Genomic DNA, 19,620 nt, shown 5'->3' on the forward strand with positions numbered 1-19,620 from the left:
TTTCCGGCGGGTGACGCCGGACGGCTCACCGTCCGGCGCCCACCCGCTCGTCGCTGGTCAGCCGATCCCCCGCCCGGTAGGGCGCGAGCTCGGCGGCGAGCCCCTGGCCCACCCGTACGTGCAGCAGCGTGCCTTCGGGCAGGTGAGCGGTGCTGAGCACCTCACCCTGCCGGTGCGCCCGGGCGACCAGGTCACCCCGGTCGTACGGGAGCACGACGCGCACCTCGACGGCCGGCCGGGGCAGCCGGCGCTCGACCGCCTCGCGCAGCTCGTCGATCCCGCGGCCACTGTGCGCGGAGACGAACACGGCGTCCGGCCACAGCCGCTTGAGCCGCAGCATCGTCTCCTCGTCGGTGGCGTCGGTCTTGTTCACCACCAGGAGCTCCGGCAGCCGGTCGGCGCCCACCTCGGCGAGCACCTCGCGTACCGCCCGGACCTGCTCCTCCGGGTCCGGGTGGGTGCCGTCGACCACGTGCACGACCAGGTCCGCGTCGGCGACCTCCTCGAGCGTCGAGCGGAACGCCTCGACGATCTGGTGCGGCAGGTGCCGGACGAAGCCGACCGTGTCGGACAGCGTGTAGAGCCGCCCGTCGGACGTGGTGGCGCGGCGGGTGGTCGGGTCCAGCGTGGCGAACAGCGCGTTCTCCACCAGCACGCCCGCCCCGGTGAGGCGGTTGAGCAGGCTGGACTTGCCGGCGTTGGTGTAGCCGGCGATGGCCACCGCCGGCACCGCGTTACGGGTGCGTCGGGAGCGCTTGGTCTGGCGTACCGTCGCCATGCTCTTGATCTCGCGGCGCAGCCGCGCGATGCGGTGGCGGATACGCCGCCGGTCGGTCTCCAGCTTGGTCTCACCGGGACCGCGCAGGCCCACGCCGCCGCCGGCGCCACCGCCGCGACCGCTACCGCCGGTCTGCCGGGACAGCGTCTCGCCCCAACCGCGCAGGCGCGGCAGCAGGTATTCGAGCTGGGCCAGCTCGACCTGCGCCTTGCCCTCCTTGCTCTTGGCGTGCTGGGCGAAGATGTCGAGGATCAGGGCGGTCCGGTCGACCACCTTGACCTTGGTGCGCTGCTCCAGGTTGCGCAGCTGCGACGGCGACAGCTCACCGTCGCAGATGATCGTGTCGGCGCCGGTGGACAGCACCACCGCGCCCAGGTCGTCGACCTTGCCGCGACCGATGTACGTGGCCGGGTCGGGCCGGTGCCGGCGCTGGATCAGCCCTTCGAGCACCTGCGAGCCGGCCGTCTCGGCCAGCGCCGCCAGTTCGGTGAGGCTGTTGTCGGCGTCGGTCTGGGTGCCCTCGGTCCAGACGCCGACCAGGACGACCCGCTCCAGCCGCAGCTGGCGGTATTCGACCTCGGTGATGTCTGTGAGTTCGGTGGAGAGGCCGGGGACCCGCCGCAGCGCCTGCCGCTCCGACAGCTCGTACTCGCCCGTGGTGGCCTCGAGCTCGTCGTCGGTGTAGGGATGGAAGGTCTCCTGCTCGCGCAAACTGCGTCTCCTGTCCGTTATGTGCATCGCCGAGAATTTTCGGCGCGTGACAGCAATCCTGACATGTGACAACGCCCGACGCACCTGCCTTATGCCCGTGACGCTACTGACCGGTAGCGGGGGCGGATGCCGGGCGACCTGCGCGGGCGAGTAGAAATGCCAGTCGAGCCGCTCAGCGCCGACGGAGGAGTTTCTCGTGGCCAACACACGACTGCCGAGTGCCGGATTCTCCATCACCATCCGGATCGCGGTACCCGCCGACGCCTCCTCCATCGGCCGGCTCACCACCGCCGCCGGCGAGGCCGGGGCCATCGTCACCGCGCTGGACGTGGTCGACTCCGACCCCGCGCACGTGATCGTCGACCTCACCTGCGACACCGCCGACGCCGGGCACGCCGACCAGGTCGTCGACGCGCTCACGGCGCTCGACGGGGTGGACGTCCGCAAGGTCTCCGACCGCACGTTCCTGCTGCACCTCGGCGGCAAGATCGAGGTGACCCCGAAGGTCGCGCTGCGCACCCGCGACGAGCTGTCCCGCGCGTACACCCCGGGTGTGGCCCGGGTCTGCATGGCCATCGCGGAGAACCCGGCCGACGCGCGCCGGCTCACCATCAAACGCAACACCGTCGCCGTGGTCAGCGACGGCACCGCCGTGCTCGGCCTGGGCAACCTCGGCCCGGCCGCCTCGCTGCCGGTGATGGAGGGCAAGGCCGCCCTGTTCAAGCGCTTCGGCGGGGTGGACGCCTGGCCGGTGGTGCTGGACACCCAGGACACCGACGAGATCGTGGCGATCGTCAAGGCGATCGCGCCCGCGTACGGCGGGATCAACCTGGAGGACATCGCCGCGCCACGCTGCTTCGAGATCGAGGCCCGGCTGCGCGAGGCGCTGGACATCCCGGTCTTCCACGACGACCAGCACGGCACCGCGATCTGCGTGCTGGCCGCGCTGACGAACGCGCTGCGCGTCGTGGGCAAGCAGCTCGCGGACGTCCGGGTCGTGGTCTCCGGCGCCGGCGCGGCCGGCACCGCGATCATGAAGCTGCTGCTGCGCCAGGGCGTGGGCGACATCATCGCGTACGACCGCCAGGGCGCCCTGCACCGCGGCCTGCCGGACCTCAACCCGGCCTGGCAGTGGCTGGCCGAGAACACCAACAAGGAGAACTACTCCGGTGACCTGGCCGGTGCGGTACGCGGCGCGGACGTGTTCATCGGCGTGAGCGCGCCGAACCTGCTCACCGGCGACGACATCGCCCAGATGGCGAAGGACTCGATCGTCTTCGCGCTGGCGAACCCGGACCCGGAGGTGGACCCGCGCGAGGCGCGCAAGTACGCCGCCGTGGTCGCCACCGGCCGCTCCGACCAGCCGAACCAGATCAACAACGTGCTCGCCTTCCCCGGCGTGTTCCGCGGCATGCTCGACGCGCACGCCGAGGAGTTCACCGAGGAGATGGCGCTCGCCGCCGCCCGGGCCATCGCGGACGTGGTCGGCGAAGACAAGATCAACCCGACGGTGATCGTGCCGAGCGTCTTCGACTCCCGGGTCGCCCCGGCGGTGGCCGCCGCGGTACGGGCCGCCGCCCAGAACCCGGCCGCCACGCCGGCGCCGGCGGCCGACCCGGGCCCGGCGGACCTGCCCGAGATCGCTGCGAACGCCAGCGCCACCCCCTGACGCGCTCCTCCCGCTCGCAGCGCCCTCTCGCAGGGCAGCGCCTCCTCGCGGGACAGCGCCTCCTCGCGGGACAGCGCCTCCTCGCGGGACAGCGCCTCCTCGCGGGACAGCGCCTCCTCGCGGGACAGCGCCTCCTCGCGGGACAGCGCCTCCTCGCGGGACAGCGCCTCCTCGCGGGACAGCGCCTCCTCGCGGGGCACGCCCCTGCCGGGTCGGAGACACGAGCGCGCGCGTTCCGGGCACGCGCACGGCTTCTGGGTGCACGTGCCGATTCGGGCACACCAGCAGCTTCCGGGACAGGGGCGTAGCTTCCACCGCACGCGAGTTGCCCGGCTCAGACGCTCTTCTCAGCACACGCGCGCACTTCTTCGGCTACGACGCCACCCGCACCCGCGTGAGGATCAGGCGTCGCCCGACGCGCGTCCACGCGAGATCTTGGAAGGAAATGGCAGCCAGAGGGGCTGCCAGAGGGGCCCTAATCTTCCAAGATCCACAACAGCACCCCACCCCGAGGGGAACAAGTCGGACAAATGCCCCCTCACCCCGGCTTGATCGACTCCACTTCCCCGAAGTGGCGGCATCATCGCCCTTGATCAACACCACTTCCCCGAAGTGGTGCCATCAGAGGCTCCGCGGCACCACCACTTCGGCGAGCTGGTGTTGATCATGCCGGGCGGCGGCGCGCCAGGGCGGGATGGTACGGACAAGGCCCCGCGTGCCAGGGCCGCGAACACCCCAAGTTGACCAAGGAGTTCGTGTCACTGGGACGCCGGAAATCCCCCGCAAACTCCTTGATCAACCGCGAAGGGGGCGCCGCAGACGGAGAGGGCGCGGTCAGGGGGTCAGGGCGGACGGGGTCAGGGTGCCGGTGGCCACCAGGACCGCCGGGCCCGACAGCCAGCAGGAGTCGGGTGTCACGGTGACCGTGAGGCGTCCACCGGGTACGTCCACCGCCACCGTGCCGGTGTCGAGGCCGGCGTCGCGCAACGCCACCGCGCCGACCGCGCACGCGCCGGTGCCGCAGGACAGCGTCTCGGCCGAGCCGCGCTCGTAGACCCGCATCAGCACGTGCGCGTCGGCGCCGGTCACCGGCTCCCCGGGCGTGGTGAACTCCACGTTCACCCCGGCCGGGAAGGTCCCGGCGTCCACCTCGGGCGCGCGGGTCAGGTCGAGGCCGGTCAGCTCCAGCGCGGCGGGCAGCGCGCACACCAGGTGCGGGTTGCCGACGTCCACTGCGGCGCCGGGCAGCGTCAGCCCACCGAGCGTGGCGGTCGCCGTGTCGTACAGCCGGGGGCGGCGCATCTCGACCGCCACGTCCGCGCCCTCGACGCGGGCCCGGACCAGGCCGGCGCGGGTGGCGATGGGCAGCATCCCGCCCGACGAGGACGAGGACGAGGCAGCGGCGGCGGCCGCGGCCGCGGCCAGCGAACGGTCCAGCAGGTAGCGGACGAACACGCGGGCCCCGTTGCCGCACATCTCGGCGAACGAGCCGTCGGAGTTCCAGTAGTCCATGAACCACTCGGCCTCACCGGCGAGCGCGACACCCTCGGGGTGCTTGGCGGCGCGTACGACGCGCAGCACGCCGTCGCCGCCGAGGCCGCGCCGCCTGTCGCAGAGCGCGGCCACCAGGCCGGGTGTCAGGTCGAGGGTGCCGTCCGGGTCGGGCAGGATGACGAAGTCGTTGCCGGTGCCGTGACCCTTTGTGAACTCCACGCCCCCATCATGGCCGATGCTCGGCGACCACCCGCAGGGCAGTGTCGAGAAACCCGGGCGACGCCGAGTCCAGCCAGTGCACGCGCGGGTCGCGCCGGAACCAGGAGCGCTGCCGCCGGACGAACCGGCGGGTCGCGCGGACGGTCTCCTCGTGCGCCTGCGCCTCGGTCAGCTCCCCGGCCAGGAACCGCAGCACCTGCTGGTAGCCGAGCGCCCGACTGGCGGTACGGCCCTCGGGCAGCCCTTCGCCGACCAGCGCCCGCACCTCGTCGACCAGGCCGTCGGCCCACATCCGGTCCACCCGCAGCGCGATCCGCTCGTCCAGCGACGCGGTGTCCAGGTCGACGCCGAGCTGCACCGACGGGTAGTACGGCGTGGGCGACGGCAGCGACGCGGTGAACGGCGCGCCGGTCAGCTCGATCACCTCCAGCGCCCGCACGATCCGCCGTCCGTTCGTGGGCAGGATGCTCGCCGCCGCCCCCGGGTCCGCCTCGGCCAGCCGCGCGTGCAGCGGCAGCGGGCCGACAGCGGCCAGCTCCGCCTCCAGCCGCTGCCGCAGCGCCGGGTCGGTGCCGGGGAACTCGAACTGTTCGAGCACCGCCCGCACGTACAGCCCGGAGCCGCCGACCAGCAGCGGCACCCGCCCCCGGGCCAGGATGTCGTCGACGGCAGCGCGGGCCAGCGCCTGGTACTCCGCGACGCTCGCCGGCTCGGTCACCGGCCAGATGTCCAGCAGGTGATGCGGCACACCCTCGCGTTCGGCCGGCGTCAGCTTCGCGGTACCGATGTCCATGCCCCGGTAGAGCTGCATCGAGTCGGCGTTGACCACCTCGCCGCCGAGCGCGTGCGCCAGCGCGATGCTCAGCGCCGACTTCCCGGCCGCGGTCGGCCCGACCACCGCCACGACGGTCATGCCCGCTCCCAGTTCGCCACGAAGTAGGCCACGCCGTAGGGCGCGCTGTGGTAACCCAGCTCACCCCGCCAGTCGCCGCCGGCCGCGTCGACCGCGCCGGCCAGCGCCTGCCACGGCGCGCGCCCGGCAACCCGCAGCTGCGCCGACAGCACCGGGTCCAGGTCGCGCAGCGCCGCCGCGTCCGCGTCGGCCAGGGCAACCGCAACCCCTTCGTCGTACGCCTCGGCGCGCGGATCGTCGTACCCCGGCGCCTTGACGCCGCGGCACGCGGACCCGTCACCGAGCACGAGCAGCGCGACCCGCGGATCGTCGTCGGCGATCAGGCTCGCGCCGAACGCCGCGCACTCCGCCGGTGTGGCGTCGTGGGCCACCGACCGGGCCAGGCGGGGCAGCTCGGTGCCGGAACGGTTGAGCAGCCAGGCGCCGACGGTCAGGCTCAGCGGCAGGCGCTCCGCGCCGGAGCAGGAGATCTTCCACAGCCGCACCGGCCGGTCCAGCCCGAAGCCGCGCAGGGAACCCCAGTCGGCGGCGTCGAACCGGACGGTCTCCGGCCCTGCTCCGACGAGCAGGACCGCCTCGGGCCCGGCGGCGAGCAGCCGTGCGACAGCGGCGTCGGCGGCGGCGCGCAGGTCGTCCAGCTCGGGCGCGGCGGCGCCGGCCAGCTCGGGCACGATAAGCGGCGGATGGGGGCAGACTGCGGCGGCGACCAGTGGCACGCCCCCAAACCTATCGGGATCCGCCGGTGCGTCCCCGCGCCGATCCGGTCATCGAGGGCGTACGACACCGTATGGTCACGGTCGACGGCAGGCGCTCGACACGGACCGGGTCGGACCTGTGACAATGCCGGGAGAAAGTTTGCTGCGCCGTGGCGGCGATTCGAGGGGACTGTCCCCCCGACGCCGGGAGAACGAGGATGGGCACATGAGCGACTGGACTGCCTTCGGACGGGTGGACGAGGACGGCACCGTCTACGTCAAGACGACCGAGGGCGAGCGGGTGGTCGGATCCTGGCAGGCGGGCGCACCGGAGGAAGGGCTCGCCCACTTCGCCCGGCGCTACGCCGATCTGGTGACCGAGGTCGACCTGAACAAGGCCCGGCTCAACTCGGGCGCGGCTGATGCCGGCCACTCCCTGACCACGATCCGGCGGATCCGCGGTTCGCTGGCCGAGGCGCACGTGGTCGGTGACCTCGACGCGCTGGCCGCCCGGCTGGACAAGCTCGCCGTCGTCGCCGAGGAGAAGGCCGGCGAGGCCAAGGCGGCCCGCGAGGCCGCCCGCGGTGAGGCGCTGGCGCGCAAGACCGCCCTGGTCGAGGAGGCCGAGAAGCTGGCGGCCGAGTCGACCGGCTGGAAGACCGCCGGGGACCGGCTCAAGGAGATCCTCGACGAGTGGAAGACCATCCGCGGCGTCGACAAGAAGACCGACGGTGAGCTGTGGAAGCGGTTCGCCGCCGCGCGGGACGGCTTCACCCGCCGCCGGGGCGCCCACTTCGCCTCCCTGGACCAGCAGCGCAAGCAGGCGCAGACGGTCAAGGAGGAGCTGGTCGCCGAGGCGGAGAAGCTCAAGGACTCCACCGACTGGGGCGTCACCGCCGGGCAGCTCAAGGACCTGATGGCCCAGTGGAAGGCCGCGCCGCGCGCCGCCAAGGAGGCCGAGCAGAAGCTCTGGGAACGGTTCCGGGCCGCGCAGGACGAGTTCTTCAGCCGGCGCAGCGAGGTCTTCTCGGCACGCGACAACGAGCAGCGCGCCAACCTGGAGCGCAAGCAGGCGCTGCTGGCCGAGGCCGAGGCGCTCGACGTCGACGCCGACCCGAAGGGCGCCCAGGCGAAGCTGCGGGAGATCCAGGCGCAGTGGCACGAGGCCGGTCGCGTGCCCCGCGAGGCCGCGTCCGGGCTGGAGCGCCGGCTGCGGGCCGTGGACGACAAGGTCCGCGAGGTGATGGACTCGGCGTGGCGGCGTACCTCCAAGGAGGACAACCCGCTGCTGGCGCAGATGCGCGCCCAGGTCGCCGAGGCCGAGGACCGGCTGGCCCGGGCCCAGGCCGCCGGTGACGCCCGCCGGATCAAGGAGGCCGAGCAGGCGCTCGCGTCGAAGCGGCAGTTCCTCCAGCTCGCCGAGCAGGCCGGCTGACGCACGCACCCCGGCCGGGCAGGCCGGCGGACAGACACATCAGGTGAGCCCCCGGCCGTTCCGGCCCGGGGGCTCACCTGCGTCCGGGCCGGGTTGACGCATCGAGGCGGGCTGATCAGAATGAGCGGCGGAGCCAGGTTCAGGCACCGGCACGAGGGCACCGACGGCTGATCCCGCCGTCGACGGTCGCCGGTGCGACATCTCGCGGTTGGCCGTCCACACGACACGGCCCGGCGCGCGCTGCGCGCGTACTCGATGACGAGCGGGACGTGCCTCCTGGTCCTGCCGCCCGCGGCGCCTGCGCGGCGCGGGCATCCGAAGTGGAGCTCCCATGCACCGACGCACCGCCCTCGGCGGCGCCCTGACGGCGCTCGCCACCGCTGCGGCCGGCGTTCTCGTCGCCGCCGCCGCCTCCACCACACCGGCCGCCGCGGCGGCCGGTGGCACCGGCACCGGTTACCTGCACACCAGCGGCAACAAGATCGTCGACAGTACGGGCGCGACAGTCCGGCTGACCGGCATCAACTGGTTCGGGATGGAGACCGACAACAAGACGTTCCACGGGCTGTGGTCGAGCAACCCGTGGCGCGGCCAGCTCGACACCATGGCCCGGCTGGGCTACAACACGCTGCGGATTCCGTACTCGAACGACGCGCTCAAGTCCGGCGCGACAGCCACCGGCATCAACGACTTCGTCAACCCGGACCTGATCGGGCTCTCCCCGCTGCAGATCCTCGACAAGGTCATCGACTACGCGGGCAGCAAGGGGATGCGGGTCATCCTGGACCGGCACCGGCCCACGTCGGCCGGGCAGTCGCCGCTCTGGTACACCTCGACCGTCTCCGAGGCGACCTGGATCAACGACTGGAAGATGCTGGCCCAGCGGTACGCCGGCAACACCACAGTGATCGGCGCGGACCTGCACAACGAGCCGCACGCCGAGGGCACCAACCCGGCCGCCACCGGCGCCTGCTGGGGCTGCGGCGACACCGCGCGGGACTGGCGGCTGGCCGCCGAGCGGGCCGGCAACGCGATCCTCGGCGTGCAGCCGAACTGGCTGATCTTCGTGGAGGGCGTGAGCTGCCCGAGCGGCGGCCTGTCGAACGTCTGGGACAACGACCCCAGCAACGACGAGGACTGCGGCTGGTGGGGCGGCAACCTGTCCAAGGCCGGGCAGTTCCCGGTCCGGCTGAACGTGGCCAACCGGCTGGTCTACTCGCCGCACGAGTACGCCACGTCGGTGTACCGGCAGGCCTGGTTCGACGACCCGACGTACCCGGCGAACATGCCGGCCATCTGGGACAAGTACTGGGGTTACCTGTACAAGCAGAACATCGCGCCGATCATGATGGGTGAGTTCGGCACCACGCTGCAGGACCCCAAGGACAAGATCTGGCTGCAGAACCTGATGGCGTACACCGGCACCGGCGTGAACGGCATGTCGTTCACGTACTGGTCGTGGAACCCGAACTCCGGTGACACGGGCGGCATCGCCAACGACGACTGGACCACTATCAACCAGCCGAAGCAGGACATCCTCACGCCGTACCTGATCCCGCCGACCGGTGGTGGCGGCACCACCAGCCCGTCCCCGACCGGCACGCCGAACACGTCACCGGCGCCGACCACCCCGCCGCCTCCGGTGACCGGTGGCTGCACCGCCACCTACAAGCAGATCAACTCCTGGGCGGGCGGCTTCCAGGGTGAGCTGACGGTCAAGAACACCGGCACCGCCGCGGTGAACCCTTGGTCGGCCACCTGGACCTGGCCCTCCGGGGTGACGCTGGCGAGCGGCTGGAACGCCACTGTCACGCAGTCCGGCACCACTGTGACTGCCGCCGCGCCGGGCTGGGCGTCGTCGCTGGCGCCGGGCGCGTCGGTCACCGTCGGCTTCACCGCCAACGGCACCGCCGCCGCCCCCGCCACGGTCAAGCTCAACGGCACCGCCTGCTGACCGTGCAAGGAAGGGCCCCTTATTAACGCCTGCGGTAGAGGAAGGGCCCCCTTTTAACACCGAGTGTTAAAAGGGGGCCCTTCCTTGCATCCGGTCAGTGGGCGGCGCAGCCGCCGGTGGGGGCGGGCGCCGCGGCCGGCGCGCCGATCGTCGGCAGGCCGAGCAGCACCCCGGGCGTACGCGGAACCTGTCCCGCCTCGGCCGCGTCACCGGCCCGGGTACGCCGATGCGCCAGCGGCGCGCCGTCGGCGTTCAGGTGGTGCGGTGCGGCGTACGTGACGACTGTGTGCACGATGTCGCCGGGGCGGATCTGCCCGGCCAGCTCACCGGTGGCGAAGTGCACGAGCCGGCCGTCGCGGGCACGGCCGGACATCCGGCCGGTGCGCTCGTCCTTGCGGCCCTCGCCGACCGCCACCAGCACCTCGACGGTCTCCCCGACCAGCTTCTTGTTCTCCGCCCAGGTGATCTCCTCGACGCAGGCGATCAGCCGCTCGTAGCGCTCCTGCACGACCTGCTTGGGCAACTGCCCGTCCATCGTGGCGGCCGGGGTGCCGGGGCGCTTGGAGTACTGGAACGTGAACGCCGAGGAGAACCGCGCCTCCCGGACCACGTCGAGCGTGCGGGCGAAGTCGGCCTCGGTCTCGCCGGGGAAGCCGACGATGATGTCGGTGGTGATCGCCGCGTCCGGCATCGCCGCCCGGACCTTCTCGATGATCCCCAGGTAACGCTCCGACCGGTACGAGCGGCGCATCGCCCGCAGCACGTCGTCCGAGCCGGACTGCAACGGCATGTGCAGCGAGTGGCAGACGTTCGGCGTCTCCGCCATCGCGGCGATCACGTCGTCGGTGAAGTCCTTCGGGTGCGGGCTGGTGAACCGCACCCGCCCCAGCCCGTCGATGTCGCCGCAGGCGCGCAGCAGCTTGCCGAAGGCGTACCGGTCGCCGAACTCGACGCCGTACGAGTTGACGTTCTGCCCGAGCAGCGTCACCTCCAGCACGCCGGCGTCGGCGAGCGCGCGCACCTCGGCGAGGACGTCGCCGGGGCGGCGGTCCTTCTCCTTGCCGCGCAGGGAGGGCACGATGCAGAACGTGCAGGTGTTGTTGCAGCCGACGGAGATCGAGACCCACCCGGCGTACGTCGACTCGCGCCGGGTCGGCAGCGTGGAGGGGAAGACCTCCAGCGACTCCAGGATCTCCACCTCGGCCGCGGTGTTGTGCCGCGCCCGGTCCAGCAGCGCCGGCAGCGAGCCGATGTTGTGCGTGCCGAAGACGACGTCCACCCAGGGCGCCTTGCGGACGATGTCGCCCCGGTCCTTCTGGGCCAGGCAGCCGCCGACGGCGATCTGCATCCCGGGGTGCTTGGCCTTCACGGGGCGCAGATGACCCAGGTTGCCGTAGAGCCGGTTGTCGGCGTTCTCCCGGACCGCGCAGGTGTTGAACACCACCACGTCGGGCTGCTCGTCGGCCTCGGCGGCACGCACGTACCCGGCGTCCTCGAGGAGGCCGGAGATGCGCTCGGAGTCGTGCACGTTCATCTGGCAGCCGTACGTACGCACCTGGTAGGTGCGCGGGCTGCCCGCGGCTGCGGTAGTCATGACCCGGACAGCGTATCCGGGTGGAGCTGATCGGATCGAACGAGGAGGAGCCGTGTGCCGGAGCATCAAGACCCTGCGTGAGCCGTACGTCCCGGTGGTGACCGAGGAGGACATCCGCGCCGCCGCGTTGCAGTACGTCCGGAAGATCTCCGGATTCCGTACCCCGGCGGCGCACAACGCGGCCGCGTTCGACGCCGCGGTGGACGCCGTGGCCGCCGCCACCGCGACGCTGCTCGACCAGCTCGTGGTGCGGGGCCAGCAGCCGGCGACCCGGGACTGAGCCCGGGGCCGCCACGGCTCGCCGCCGGGCGGGGGCACGGCGGCGAGCGCCGGTCACCGCCTCCGGCCGGCGCTCGCGGTCAGGCGGCGGCGAGCGCCGGGGCGACCGTGTCGGGGGCCCAGCGGGAGCGGTGGCACTGCGACCAGCCCCGGCAGCGCGGGTCGGCCTGCGTGCAGAGCCGGTGGTGGCTGAGCACCTCGCCGTCGTCGGTGTCGGCCACGTCGAAGTGCACCGGGCGGATCGTGCCGTCCGGCGCGAACAGCAGGTGCCGGCCGGCGTCGAGGGTGTCGTCGCGCATCAGGCAGTTGCGGCCCAGCAGCCGGGCCAGCGCCGCGAGCGCGGGCAGCTCGGCCAGGCTCTCGGGCACGCCGTAACAGTCGACCACGGTGCCGTACAGCCCGGGCGCCTCCCACACGTCGCAGACCACCGCGTACGCGGGGAGCCGCATCGGGTCGGCGACGGCCATGGGCATCACCACCCGGCCGAGCGCCTCGGCCAGTGCCGGGTAGACCTCCACCGGCTCGCCGCCGTCGATTCTCCAGTTCCACAGCTCGGTCATGCCGCCTCCTCGCCGCGCTCGTTTCCACCGGCCTCCGGATCGGGCCCTACTGACGATGGTGGGGGGCATTTGCCCTCAGCCGGGCGCAAGTTACCGGTCTGTGACCATTCCGGGCAAAATTCCCTCGGGCGACGTTGCCCAGAGTAGCTGGAAGATGACAGTTTATCGGGTACGGTGCCGCGTTCGCGTTCCCGCCGCGCCCACCGGCGCGTTCAGCGAACCCGGATCAGGTGCTCCGAGGCCGGCAGCAATTCACCGATGACGGTCCCACCGGGCACCTCACCGGCGACCAGCAGGCCGCCCGAGGTCTGCGCGTCGGCCAGCAGCAGCCGCTCCCCCTCGTCCGCGTCGCCGAAGTCCGTCCACGGGGTGACCCACTCCAGGTTGCGCCGGGTGCCGCCGCTGATGTACCCGTCGCGCATCGCCTCCCGCGCGCCCGGCAGGTACGGCACCGCCGCCGCGTCGATCGCCACCGTGAGGCGGCTCGCGCGGGCCAGCTTCGAGGCGTGCCCGAGCAGGCCGAAACCGGTCACGTCGGTGCCGCAGCGGATGCCGGCGGCCACCGCCGCGCGGGCCGCGTCCCGGTTGAGCCGGGCCATCGACTCGACCGCCTCGGGAAAACGCTGGCCGGTCTGCTTGTGCCGGGTGTTGAGCACGCCCACGCCGAGCGGCTTGGTCAGCGACAGCGGCAGCCCGGCCCGCCCGGCGTCCAGCGTGATCAGCTCCTCCGGCCGGACCACGCCGGTGACCGCCAGGCCGTACTTCGGGCCGTCGTCGTCCACGCTGTGCCCGCCGGCCAGGTGGCAGTTCGCCTCCCGGGCCACGTCCAGACCGCCGCGCAGCACCTCCCGGGCCATCTCCGGCGGCAGCACCCCGCGCGGCCAGCAGAGCAGGTTCAGCGCGACGAGCGGGGTGCCGCCCATCGCGTACACGTCGGAGAGCGCGTTGGCGGCGGCGATGCGGCCCCAGTCGTAGGCGTCGTCGACCACCGGGGTGAAGAAGTCGGCGGTGCTGACCAGGCCCGTACGCTCGTCCAGCCGGACCACCGCGGCGTCGTCGCCGTTCTCCAGCCCGACCAGCAGGTCGGCGGAGCCGCCGGTCGCGCCGAGGCCGGCGACCATCGCCTCCAGCTCGCCCGGAGGGATCTTGCAGGCGCAGCCGCCACCGCGGGCGTAGTCGGTCAGCCGGATCGGGTCGGTCATCACCTCATGATCTCTGGCCAGCGCCTTCGGCGCCACTCGGCCCACCCGGACTGTGACAAAATTCGGACGTGCCGGTATGCAGGTGACCGGTGTTACCGCTCCGTGACCATCTGAGTTGCGTACTGCCACATCACCGCGCCTACAGTTGCCCAACCGGGGGTCGCTCGACCCCAATTCCGGCATGGACGACAGGGACGGTGGACGACGTGACGACGGGCGACCCGCTGATCGTGCTCGACGGGGTCAACAAGTGGTTCGGGCCGCTGCACGTGCTCGACGACGTGTCCCTCTCCGTCGGCCGGGGCGAGGTGGTCGTGGTGATCGGCCCGTCCGGCTCCGGCAAGTCGACGCTGTGCCGCACCATCAACCGGCTGGAGCCCATCGACAAGGGCACCATCACGTTCGACGGGCAGCCGCTGCCGGCCGAGGGCAAGCCCCTGGCCAAGCTGCGCAGCGAGGTCGGCATGGTCTTCCAGTCGTTCAACCTCTTCGCCCACAAGACCATCCTGGAGAACGTCACGCTGGGGCCGGTCAAGGTGCGCAAGGAGAAGCCGGCCGCCGCCCGCGAGCGCGGCCTGGCGCTGCTCGACCGCGTCGGCATCGCCAACCAGGCGGACAAGTACCCGGCGCAGCTCTCCGGCGGTCAGCAGCAGCGGGCGGCGATCGCCCGCGCGCTGGCCATGCAGCCCAAGGCGATGCTCTTCGACGAGCCGACCAGCGCGCTGGACCCGGAGATGGTCGGCGAGGTGCTGGACGTGATGACGTCCCTGGCGAGCGAGGGCATGACCATGGTCGTGGTGACCCACGAGATGGGTTTCGCCCGGCACGCCGCCAACCGGGTGGTCTTCATGGCCGACGGGCAACTGGTCGAGGACGCGCCGCCGGCCGAGTTCTTCGCGAACCCGCGCAGCGAGCGGGCCAAGGACTTCCTCTCCAAGATCCTCACTCACTGAGCGTCCGTAGTTGGAGTCGTCCCGGCGGCTCCGTCGAAGAAGGAGATTGAGTATGCGTTACAAGCGCGTGGCGGCGGTTGCCGCGGCGGCGACTCTGGCGCTCGGCCTGTCCGCCTGCGGTGGCGACAGCGACGACGAGGGCACCGGCGCCGGCAGCAAGGACTTCGCGGCCGGCAGCACCATGGAGCGGCTGAGCAAGGCCCAGAAGATCAAGGTCGGCACCAAGTTCGACCAGCCGGGCTTCGGCCAGAAGGGCCTGTCGGGCAAGCCGGAGGGCTTCGACGTCGAGGTCGCCAAGCTGATCGTGAAGGCACTCGGCATCCCCGAGGACAAGATCGAGTACGTCGAGACGCCGTCGAAGGTCCGCGAGGACGTCATCGTGAACGGCACCGTCGACCTGGTCGCGGCCACCTACACGATCAACGACAAGCGCAAGGAGCGCATCGCCTTCGCCGGGCCGTACTACGAGGCCGGCCAGAACATCATGGTCCGCAAGGACGAGGCGGCCATCACCGGCCCCGACTCGTTCAAGGACGGCACCAAGAAGGTCTGCTCGGTCACCGGCTCCACCCCGGCCGAGGAGATCAAGAAGTACGTCAAGGACGTCGGCACCCAGCTGGTGCTCTTCGACACCTACGACAAGTGCCGCGACGCCCTGAAGGGCAAGCAGGTCGACGCCGTCACCACCGACAACGTCATCCTGCTCGGCTACATCGCCAAGGACGAGGCGTCCTTCAAGATGGCCGGCGACAACTTCACCAAGGAGCCCTACGGCATCGGTGTCAAGAAGGAGGACACCGACTTCCGTAACTTCATCAACGACACGCTCGACAAGGCGTTCCAGGATGGCAGCTGGAAGAAGGCGTGGGACGACACCGCCGGCAAGTTCGGCGCCACCCTGGGCGACCCGCCCGCCGTCAACCGCTACTGATCCGCTAGATCCGGAGGGTGGGGAGGAAACCGACCCGTGAATGTGCTCATCGACAAGTTCGACGTCTTCGCGGGCGGGTTCTGGCTCACCCTCCAGATCTGCTTTCTCGCCGCGATCGGCGCCCTGATCCTGGGCGCCGTCGTGGCGGTGCTGCGAATCTCGCCGGTGCCGCCGCTGCGCGCGGTCGGCACCACGTACGTGAACATCTTCCGTAACCTGCCGCTGACAGTGGTGCTGTTCTTCGCCGCGTTCGGCCTGCCGGCGCTGGGCTCCAACGCCGACTTCCTGCGTATCCCGGGCCTGGATTCGATCTTCAGCCGGCTCGGCACCGACCTGCCCTACTTCCGGTTCGGCCTGATCGCGCTGGTCCTCTACACCGCCGCGTTCGTCTGCGAGGCCCTGCGCTCCGGCGTGAACGCGGTGCCGCCCGGGCAGGCCGAGGCGGCGCGTTCGCTGGGCCTCACCTTCGGCCAGAACCTGCGGCACGTCGTGCTCCCGCAGTCCTGGAAGGCCTCGGTGGTGCCGCTCGGCTCGGTCATCATCGCGATGATCAAGAACTCCGCGCTCGTCGGTTTCTTCGGCGTGGTCGGTGACCTCTCGCAGACCGCCGATCAGCTCACCTCCGCCGGCGGCTACCCCTTCATTCCGGTGGCGATCGGCATCTCCGTCGGATACCTGATCATGACGGTCCCGCTCGGCGCCCTGCTGGACCGGATCGAGAAGCGACAGGCGGTGGCCCGATGAGCCAGCAGAGCAGCGTCCTCTACGACGTTCCCGGGCCGCGCCAGCGACGCGTCACGCTCATCAGCAGCCTGGTCGCCGTCGTGGTGGTGCTGGCCGGCGCCTACCTGTTCATCTACCGGCCGCTTGCTGACAAAGGCCAGTTCTCGATGGAGCTGTGGGGGCCGCTGGTCGACCCCTCGAACGAGAACTTCCCGCTCGTCTGGGACCGGATCGGGTACGGCCTCAAGAACACCCTGATCGCCGCGGCGCTGGCCATCGTCTCGTCGCTCGTCGTCGGCACCCTGCTCGCCGTCCTGCGGATCCAGCTCAAGAGCCTGACCCGGCGGCGCTTCACCGGAGCCGCCGCACCGGTGGCGTACCTGCTGCGCGGGCTGAGCTGGGTGCTGGCCGCCGTGACCCGGGTCTGCGTCGAGGTGTTCCGCGGCCTGCCGGTCGTCATCACCATCTTCTTCGTGGCGCGCGGCTTCCCCGAGTTCGGCGCCTCGTTCGACAACCTCTGGTACCTCGTCATCGGCCTGACCATCTACAACTCCGTGGTCATCGCCGAGATCCTGCGCTCGGGCATGGAGGGCCTGCCCTCCGGGCAGGCCGAGGCGGCCTCGGCGATCGGGCTCTCCCCGTTCCAGACCACCGGGCTGATCCTGCTGCCGCAGGCCTTCCGGATCATGCTGCCGGCACTGATCAGCCAGCTCGTGGTGGTGCTCAAGGACACCTCGCTGGGCTTCATCATCAGCTACGAGGAGACGCTCAACATCGGCAAGCAGATCATCGGCGTCCTGGGCAACCCGATCCAGGTGTACGTGGTGATCGCCGTGCTGTTCATCGCCATCAACTACTCGCTGTCGAAGCTGGCCCAGTACGTCCAGCACCGGCTCTCCCAGGGCCGCAAGAGCGCCGGCACCCCGGCGCCGGCCCCGCCACCGGCCGCGCTCACCTCGCAGGCCGAGGGTGCCGGCGGCGTCTGACCCGCCACACGTGAAAGGGCTGGCCGTGAACGGCCAGCCCTTTCGTGTTCCCCGGTCTAGCGGGCGATCTCGGTGACCCGGGACTCGCGCACCACGGTCACCCGGATCTGACCCGGATAGGTCAGCTCCTCCTCGATCTGCTTGGCCACGTCCCGCGCCAGCACCGCCGCGCCGATGTCGTCCACGTCGTCCGGCTTGACCATCACCCGGATCTCCCGGCCCGCCTGCATGGCGAAGACCTTCTCCACGCCCAGCTTGCCGGCCGCGATCTCCTCGATCCGCTCCAGCCGCTTCACGTACGCCTCGAGGCTCTCCCGCCGCGCGCCCGGCCGCCCGCCCGAGCAGGCGTCCGACGCCTGCGTCAGCACCGCCTCGATGGTCTGCGGCGGCACCTCGTTGTGGTGCGCCTCGATGGCGTGCACCACGTCCTCGCTCTCGCCGTACTTGCGGGCCACGTCCGCGCCGATGATGGCGTGGCTGCCCTCCACCTCGTGGGTGAGCGCCTTGCCGATGTCGTGCAGGAACGCGCACCGCTTGATCGTCGGCACGTCCAGCCGCAGCTCGGCCGCCATCACGCCGGCGATGTGCGCGGTCTCCACCAGGTGCTTGAGCACGTTCTGTCCGTACGAGGTGCGGTAGCGCAACCGGCCCAGCAGCGTCACCAGTTCCGGGTGGATCTCGGTGATGCCGACCTCGACCAGCGCGTCCTCGGCGGCCCGGTGGCACAGCTCCTCCACCTCCTGCCGGGCCAGGTCGTAGACCTCCTCGATCCGGTGCGGGTGGATCCGGCCGTCCAGGACCAGCTTCTCCAGCGTGACCCGGCCGACCTCCCGGCGTACCGGGTCGAAGCAGGACAGCAGCACCGCCTCGGGCGTGTCGTCGATGATCAGGTTGACGCCGGTGACCGACTCGAAGGCGCGGATGTTGCGCCCCTCCCGGCCGATGATGCGCCCCTTCATCTCGTCACCGGGCAGGTGCAGCACGCTGACCACGCTCTCCGCGGTCTGCTCGCTGGCGACCCGCTGGATGGCGTCCACCACGATGTTGCGGGCGCGCTGCTCGGCGCTGCCCCGCGCGTCCGCCTCGATCTCCCGGACCAGCAGCGCGGCCTCCCGCTTCGCCTGCCCCTCGATCGACTCGACAAGCTCGGCGCGGGCCGCGTCGGCGGTCAGGCCGGCCACCCGCTCCAGCTCCCGGCGGCGCTGCTCCTCCACCTCGGTCAGCGTCCGCTCCCGCTCGGCCAGGGCTGCCTCCCGGGCGGCGAGCGCCGCGGTGGCGGCGGTGAGCTGCCGTTCCCGCTCGGCCAGCCGCTCCACCTCCTCGGTGTGCAGCCGTTCCCGCTCGTCCATCCGGGCGGCCCGGCGTTCCACCTCGGCCGCCTGCTCCCGGGTGGTGGCGGCCAGCACCGCGACCTCACGCTCGCCGCTGCGCCGCGCGGTGGCGCGCAACTGCTCGGCGTCCGCTTCGGCCTGCTTGTGCGCGCGCTCCAGCACGGTGTCCGCCTCGGCGCGGGCGTCGTCGAGCACCCGCCGCGCCTCGGCCCGGGCCGCCTTCGCCTCCGCCTTCGCGGCGGCCGCCTCGGCCCGCGCCGCCGCGGCCGCGGACTTCGCCACGTCGATGGTGCTGTTGGCCTCGCTGGCGGCGGTCCGCAGCGCCGCGAGGGACTGCTCCTGCCGGTCCTTCTCCGCGATGAACGCCGGATCCTCCGGCGCGGGCGCCAGGCTGAGCCGCTTGAGGGTACGCACGCCGAACAGCACGGCGCCGACCACCACCACGACGAGCAGCAGCACCACCACGAGGAGAACGATGTCGAAGGCGCTCATCGAACCGCTCCGCCGGCCCGGCCGGCGTTGCCGGCTCGTCGATACCCGGTGGCCGGGCTGTCGCCCGCCGATGCGGGGTCGGGGCCGTGTGGCAGACCGCCGGTGAACCTGTGCCGCCCCGCCATGGCCGCCTCCCCCTGAACGTCGGCGCCGCAGGACACGCGCGAAGGACACGCGCCTGCGGCTCTGTACGCCCGACCGGAGCGGCTGGTTCTGGGCAGCTTTCCGTCGGCGGTGACCCGCGAGGGGCACCGCTGGCGGCCGGTTGCAGTTGTCGGAGGCTCCGAAAGGTTCCGGAGCTTCCGTCAAGGGCCGGTGTAGCTGGCCAAAGTGATGCTGTTCTGTTACGAGATCTATGTTGTGCGCTTAGCCTGCGCTGGTCGGGCAAAGTGAGCCTGTATGGCGAGGCTAGGTCGCGAGGGGCCGTTCGGTCAAGAAGTCATGATCAAACCACCCGGACGGAGAGAAGTTGCAGCGTCACTCAGTGGTGATCAGATGCCGGACAGGCCCGGACAAACCTCGCCGTCCGGCACCGCCCCTCGCCGCTCCCGACCTGCTCAGGCCACCTCCCCCATCGACGCCACCCACCACTCCCCCGCACGATCATGAGGTTGACGGGCGCGATCATGAAGTTGGCCTGGACAAAACGGACGGGAAGTGCCGTCAACTTCATGATCAACGGGGCAGGGGCGGTGCCGGAC

At 71.6% G+C, this 19,620-nt stretch carries 16 protein-coding genes; 8 read left to right on the plus strand and 8 right to left on the minus strand.

Features of this window, described 5'->3' with window-relative positions:
- Window positions 1–25 precede the first annotated feature (25 nt).
- The gene (gene hflX, locus BAW75_RS19080; RefSeq protein ID WP_064447118.1) at window positions 26–1,489 is read right to left on the minus strand and encodes a GTPase HflX; all 1,464 of its coding nucleotides are present in this window, start codon (window positions 1,487–1,489) and stop codon (window positions 26–28) included.
- A gap of 196 nt (window positions 1,490–1,685) precedes the next feature.
- On the opposite strand from hflX, the gene BAW75_RS19085 reads away from it, so the two are divergent.
- Entirely contained in the window at window positions 1,686–3,158 is a 1,473-nt protein-coding gene (locus BAW75_RS19085) for an NAD-dependent malic enzyme (protein WP_064447117.1), read from the plus strand.
- An 834-nt stretch (window positions 3,159–3,992) separates the two neighbouring features.
- Here BAW75_RS19085 and dapF read toward each other — a convergent pair.
- From dapF to BAW75_RS19100, 3 genes are read right to left on the minus strand one after another with little or no spacing between them, the layout of a single operon-like run.
- Window positions 3,993–4,871 carry a diaminopimelate epimerase gene (gene dapF, locus BAW75_RS19090; RefSeq protein ID WP_104114424.1) on the minus strand — a complete coding sequence of 293 codons (879 nt, stop codon included), beginning with the start codon at window positions 4,869–4,871 and terminating at the stop codon, window positions 3,993–3,995.
- A gap of 7 nt (window positions 4,872–4,878) precedes the next feature.
- Window positions 4,879–5,784: a tRNA (adenosine(37)-N6)-dimethylallyltransferase MiaA gene (gene miaA / locus BAW75_RS19095; RefSeq protein ID WP_104114425.1), complete on the minus strand. Its 906-nt coding sequence runs from the start codon at window positions 5,782–5,784 to the stop codon at window positions 4,879–4,881.
- Entirely contained in the window at window positions 5,781–6,500 is a 720-nt protein-coding gene (locus BAW75_RS19100) for a class III extradiol ring-cleavage dioxygenase family protein (RefSeq protein ID WP_104114426.1), read from the minus strand. Before BAW75_RS19100 ends, miaA begins: the two co-directional genes overlap by 4 nt.
- A 205-nt stretch (window positions 6,501–6,705) precedes the next feature.
- Here BAW75_RS19100 and BAW75_RS19105 point away from each other — a divergent pair, with 205 nt between their 5' ends.
- Both BAW75_RS19105 and BAW75_RS19110 read left to right on the plus strand, forming a co-directional pair.
- Window positions 6,706–7,914, plus strand: a complete 1,209-nt coding sequence (locus BAW75_RS19105) for a DUF349 domain-containing protein (protein WP_104114427.1) — start codon at window positions 6,706–6,708, stop codon at window positions 7,912–7,914.
- A 331-nt stretch (window positions 7,915–8,245) separates the two neighbouring features.
- Window positions 8,246–9,868 (plus strand): cellulase family glycosylhydrolase, encoded by a 1,623-nt coding sequence (locus tag BAW75_RS19110; protein WP_104114428.1) that lies wholly within the window; start codon window positions 8,246–8,248, stop codon window positions 9,866–9,868.
- Between the two features lie 94 nt (window positions 9,869–9,962).
- Here BAW75_RS19110 and miaB read toward each other — a convergent pair whose 3' ends face one another.
- The gene (gene miaB / locus BAW75_RS19115) at window positions 9,963–11,462 is read right to left on the minus strand and encodes a tRNA (N6-isopentenyl adenosine(37)-C2)-methylthiotransferase MiaB (RefSeq protein WP_104114429.1); all 1,500 of its coding nucleotides are present in this window, start codon (window positions 11,460–11,462) and stop codon (window positions 9,963–9,965) included.
- 52 nt (window positions 11,463–11,514) lie between these two features.
- Between miaB and BAW75_RS19120 the strand changes: the two genes are divergently transcribed.
- Window positions 11,515–11,742 carry a DUF2277 family protein gene (locus tag BAW75_RS19120; RefSeq protein WP_043325723.1) on the plus strand — a complete coding sequence of 76 codons (228 nt, stop codon included), beginning with the start codon at window positions 11,515–11,517 and terminating at the stop codon, window positions 11,740–11,742.
- Between the two features lie 79 nt (window positions 11,743–11,821).
- On the opposite strand, the gene BAW75_RS19125 is transcribed toward BAW75_RS19120, so the two are convergent.
- Together BAW75_RS19125 and selD are read right to left on the minus strand one after the other, a co-directional pair.
- Complete coding sequence (locus tag BAW75_RS19125; RefSeq protein WP_043325725.1) at window positions 11,822–12,301, minus strand: hypothetical protein; 480 nt, start codon at window positions 12,299–12,301, stop codon at window positions 11,822–11,824.
- A 212-nt stretch (window positions 12,302–12,513) separates the two neighbouring features.
- Complete coding sequence (gene selD / locus BAW75_RS19130; RefSeq protein ID WP_104114430.1) at window positions 12,514–13,503, minus strand: selenide, water dikinase SelD; 990 nt, start codon at window positions 13,501–13,503, stop codon at window positions 12,514–12,516.
- A 197-nt stretch (window positions 13,504–13,700) separates the two neighbouring features.
- Here selD and BAW75_RS19135 point away from each other — a divergent pair, with 197 nt between their 5' ends.
- Genes BAW75_RS19135 through BAW75_RS19150 form a run of 4 tightly spaced genes read left to right on the plus strand, consistent with a single transcriptional unit; the run spans window position 13,701 to window position 17,096 of the window.
- The gene (locus tag BAW75_RS19135) at window positions 13,701–14,456 is read left to right on the plus strand and encodes an amino acid ABC transporter ATP-binding protein (protein WP_030504151.1); all 756 of its coding nucleotides are present in this window, start codon (window positions 13,701–13,703) and stop codon (window positions 14,454–14,456) included.
- Between the two features lie 52 nt (window positions 14,457–14,508).
- On the plus strand, window positions 14,509–15,387 hold the full coding sequence (locus BAW75_RS19140; protein ID WP_043325728.1) for a glutamate ABC transporter substrate-binding protein: 879 nt from the start codon (window positions 14,509–14,511) through the stop codon (window positions 15,385–15,387).
- A gap of 36 nt (window positions 15,388–15,423) precedes the next feature.
- Complete coding sequence (locus tag BAW75_RS19145; RefSeq protein ID WP_043325733.1) at window positions 15,424–16,131, plus strand: amino acid ABC transporter permease; 708 nt, start codon at window positions 15,424–15,426, stop codon at window positions 16,129–16,131.
- A complete protein-coding gene (locus BAW75_RS19150; RefSeq protein WP_104114431.1) occupies window positions 16,128–17,096 on the plus strand; it encodes an amino acid ABC transporter permease in 969 nt (322 codons plus the stop codon). Before BAW75_RS19145 ends, BAW75_RS19150 begins: the two co-directional genes overlap by 4 nt.
- Before the next feature lie 56 nt (window positions 17,097–17,152).
- On the opposite strand, the gene rny is transcribed toward BAW75_RS19150, so the two are convergent.
- A complete protein-coding gene (gene rny, locus BAW75_RS19155) occupies window positions 17,153–18,919 on the minus strand; it encodes a ribonuclease Y (RefSeq protein WP_030504155.1) in 1,767 nt (588 codons plus the stop codon).
- Window positions 18,920–19,620: the final 701 nt, after the last annotated feature.

Origin of the sequence: Micromonospora chalcea (assembly GCF_002926165.1) — a bacterium.
GTDB lineage: Bacteria > Actinomycetota > Actinomycetes > Mycobacteriales > Micromonosporaceae > Micromonospora > Micromonospora chalcea.

Bases quoted from the DNA above. Each gene is read 5' to 3' on its own strand.
- miaB (WP_104114429.1), bottom strand. From the start codon at position 11,462: ATGACTACCGCAGCCGCGGGCAGCCCGCGCACCTACCAGGTGCGTACG.
- selD (WP_104114430.1), bottom strand. From the start codon at position 13,503: ATGACCGACCCGATCCGGCTGACCGACTACGCCCGCGGTGGCGGCTGC.
- BAW75_RS19140 (WP_043325728.1), top strand. From the start codon at position 14,509: ATGCGTTACAAGCGCGTGGCGGCGGTTGCCGCGGCGGCGACTCTGGCG.
- BAW75_RS19150 (WP_104114431.1), top strand. From the start codon at position 16,128: ATGAGCCAGCAGAGCAGCGTCCTCTACGACGTTCCCGGGCCGCGCCAG.
- rny (WP_030504155.1), bottom strand. From the start codon at position 18,919: ATGAGCGCCTTCGACATCGTTCTCCTCGTGGTGGTGCTGCTGCTCGTC.
- miaA (WP_104114425.1), bottom strand. From the start codon at position 5,784: ATGACCGTCGTGGCGGTGGTCGGGCCGACCGCGGCCGGGAAGTCGGCG.
- BAW75_RS19125 (WP_043325725.1), bottom strand. From the start codon at position 12,301: ATGACCGAGCTGTGGAACTGGAGAATCGACGGCGGCGAGCCGGTGGAG.
- BAW75_RS19110 (WP_104114428.1), top strand. From the start codon at position 8,246: ATGCACCGACGCACCGCCCTCGGCGGCGCCCTGACGGCGCTCGCCACC.
- BAW75_RS19105 (WP_104114427.1), top strand. From the start codon at position 6,706: ATGAGCGACTGGACTGCCTTCGGACGGGTGGACGAGGACGGCACCGTC.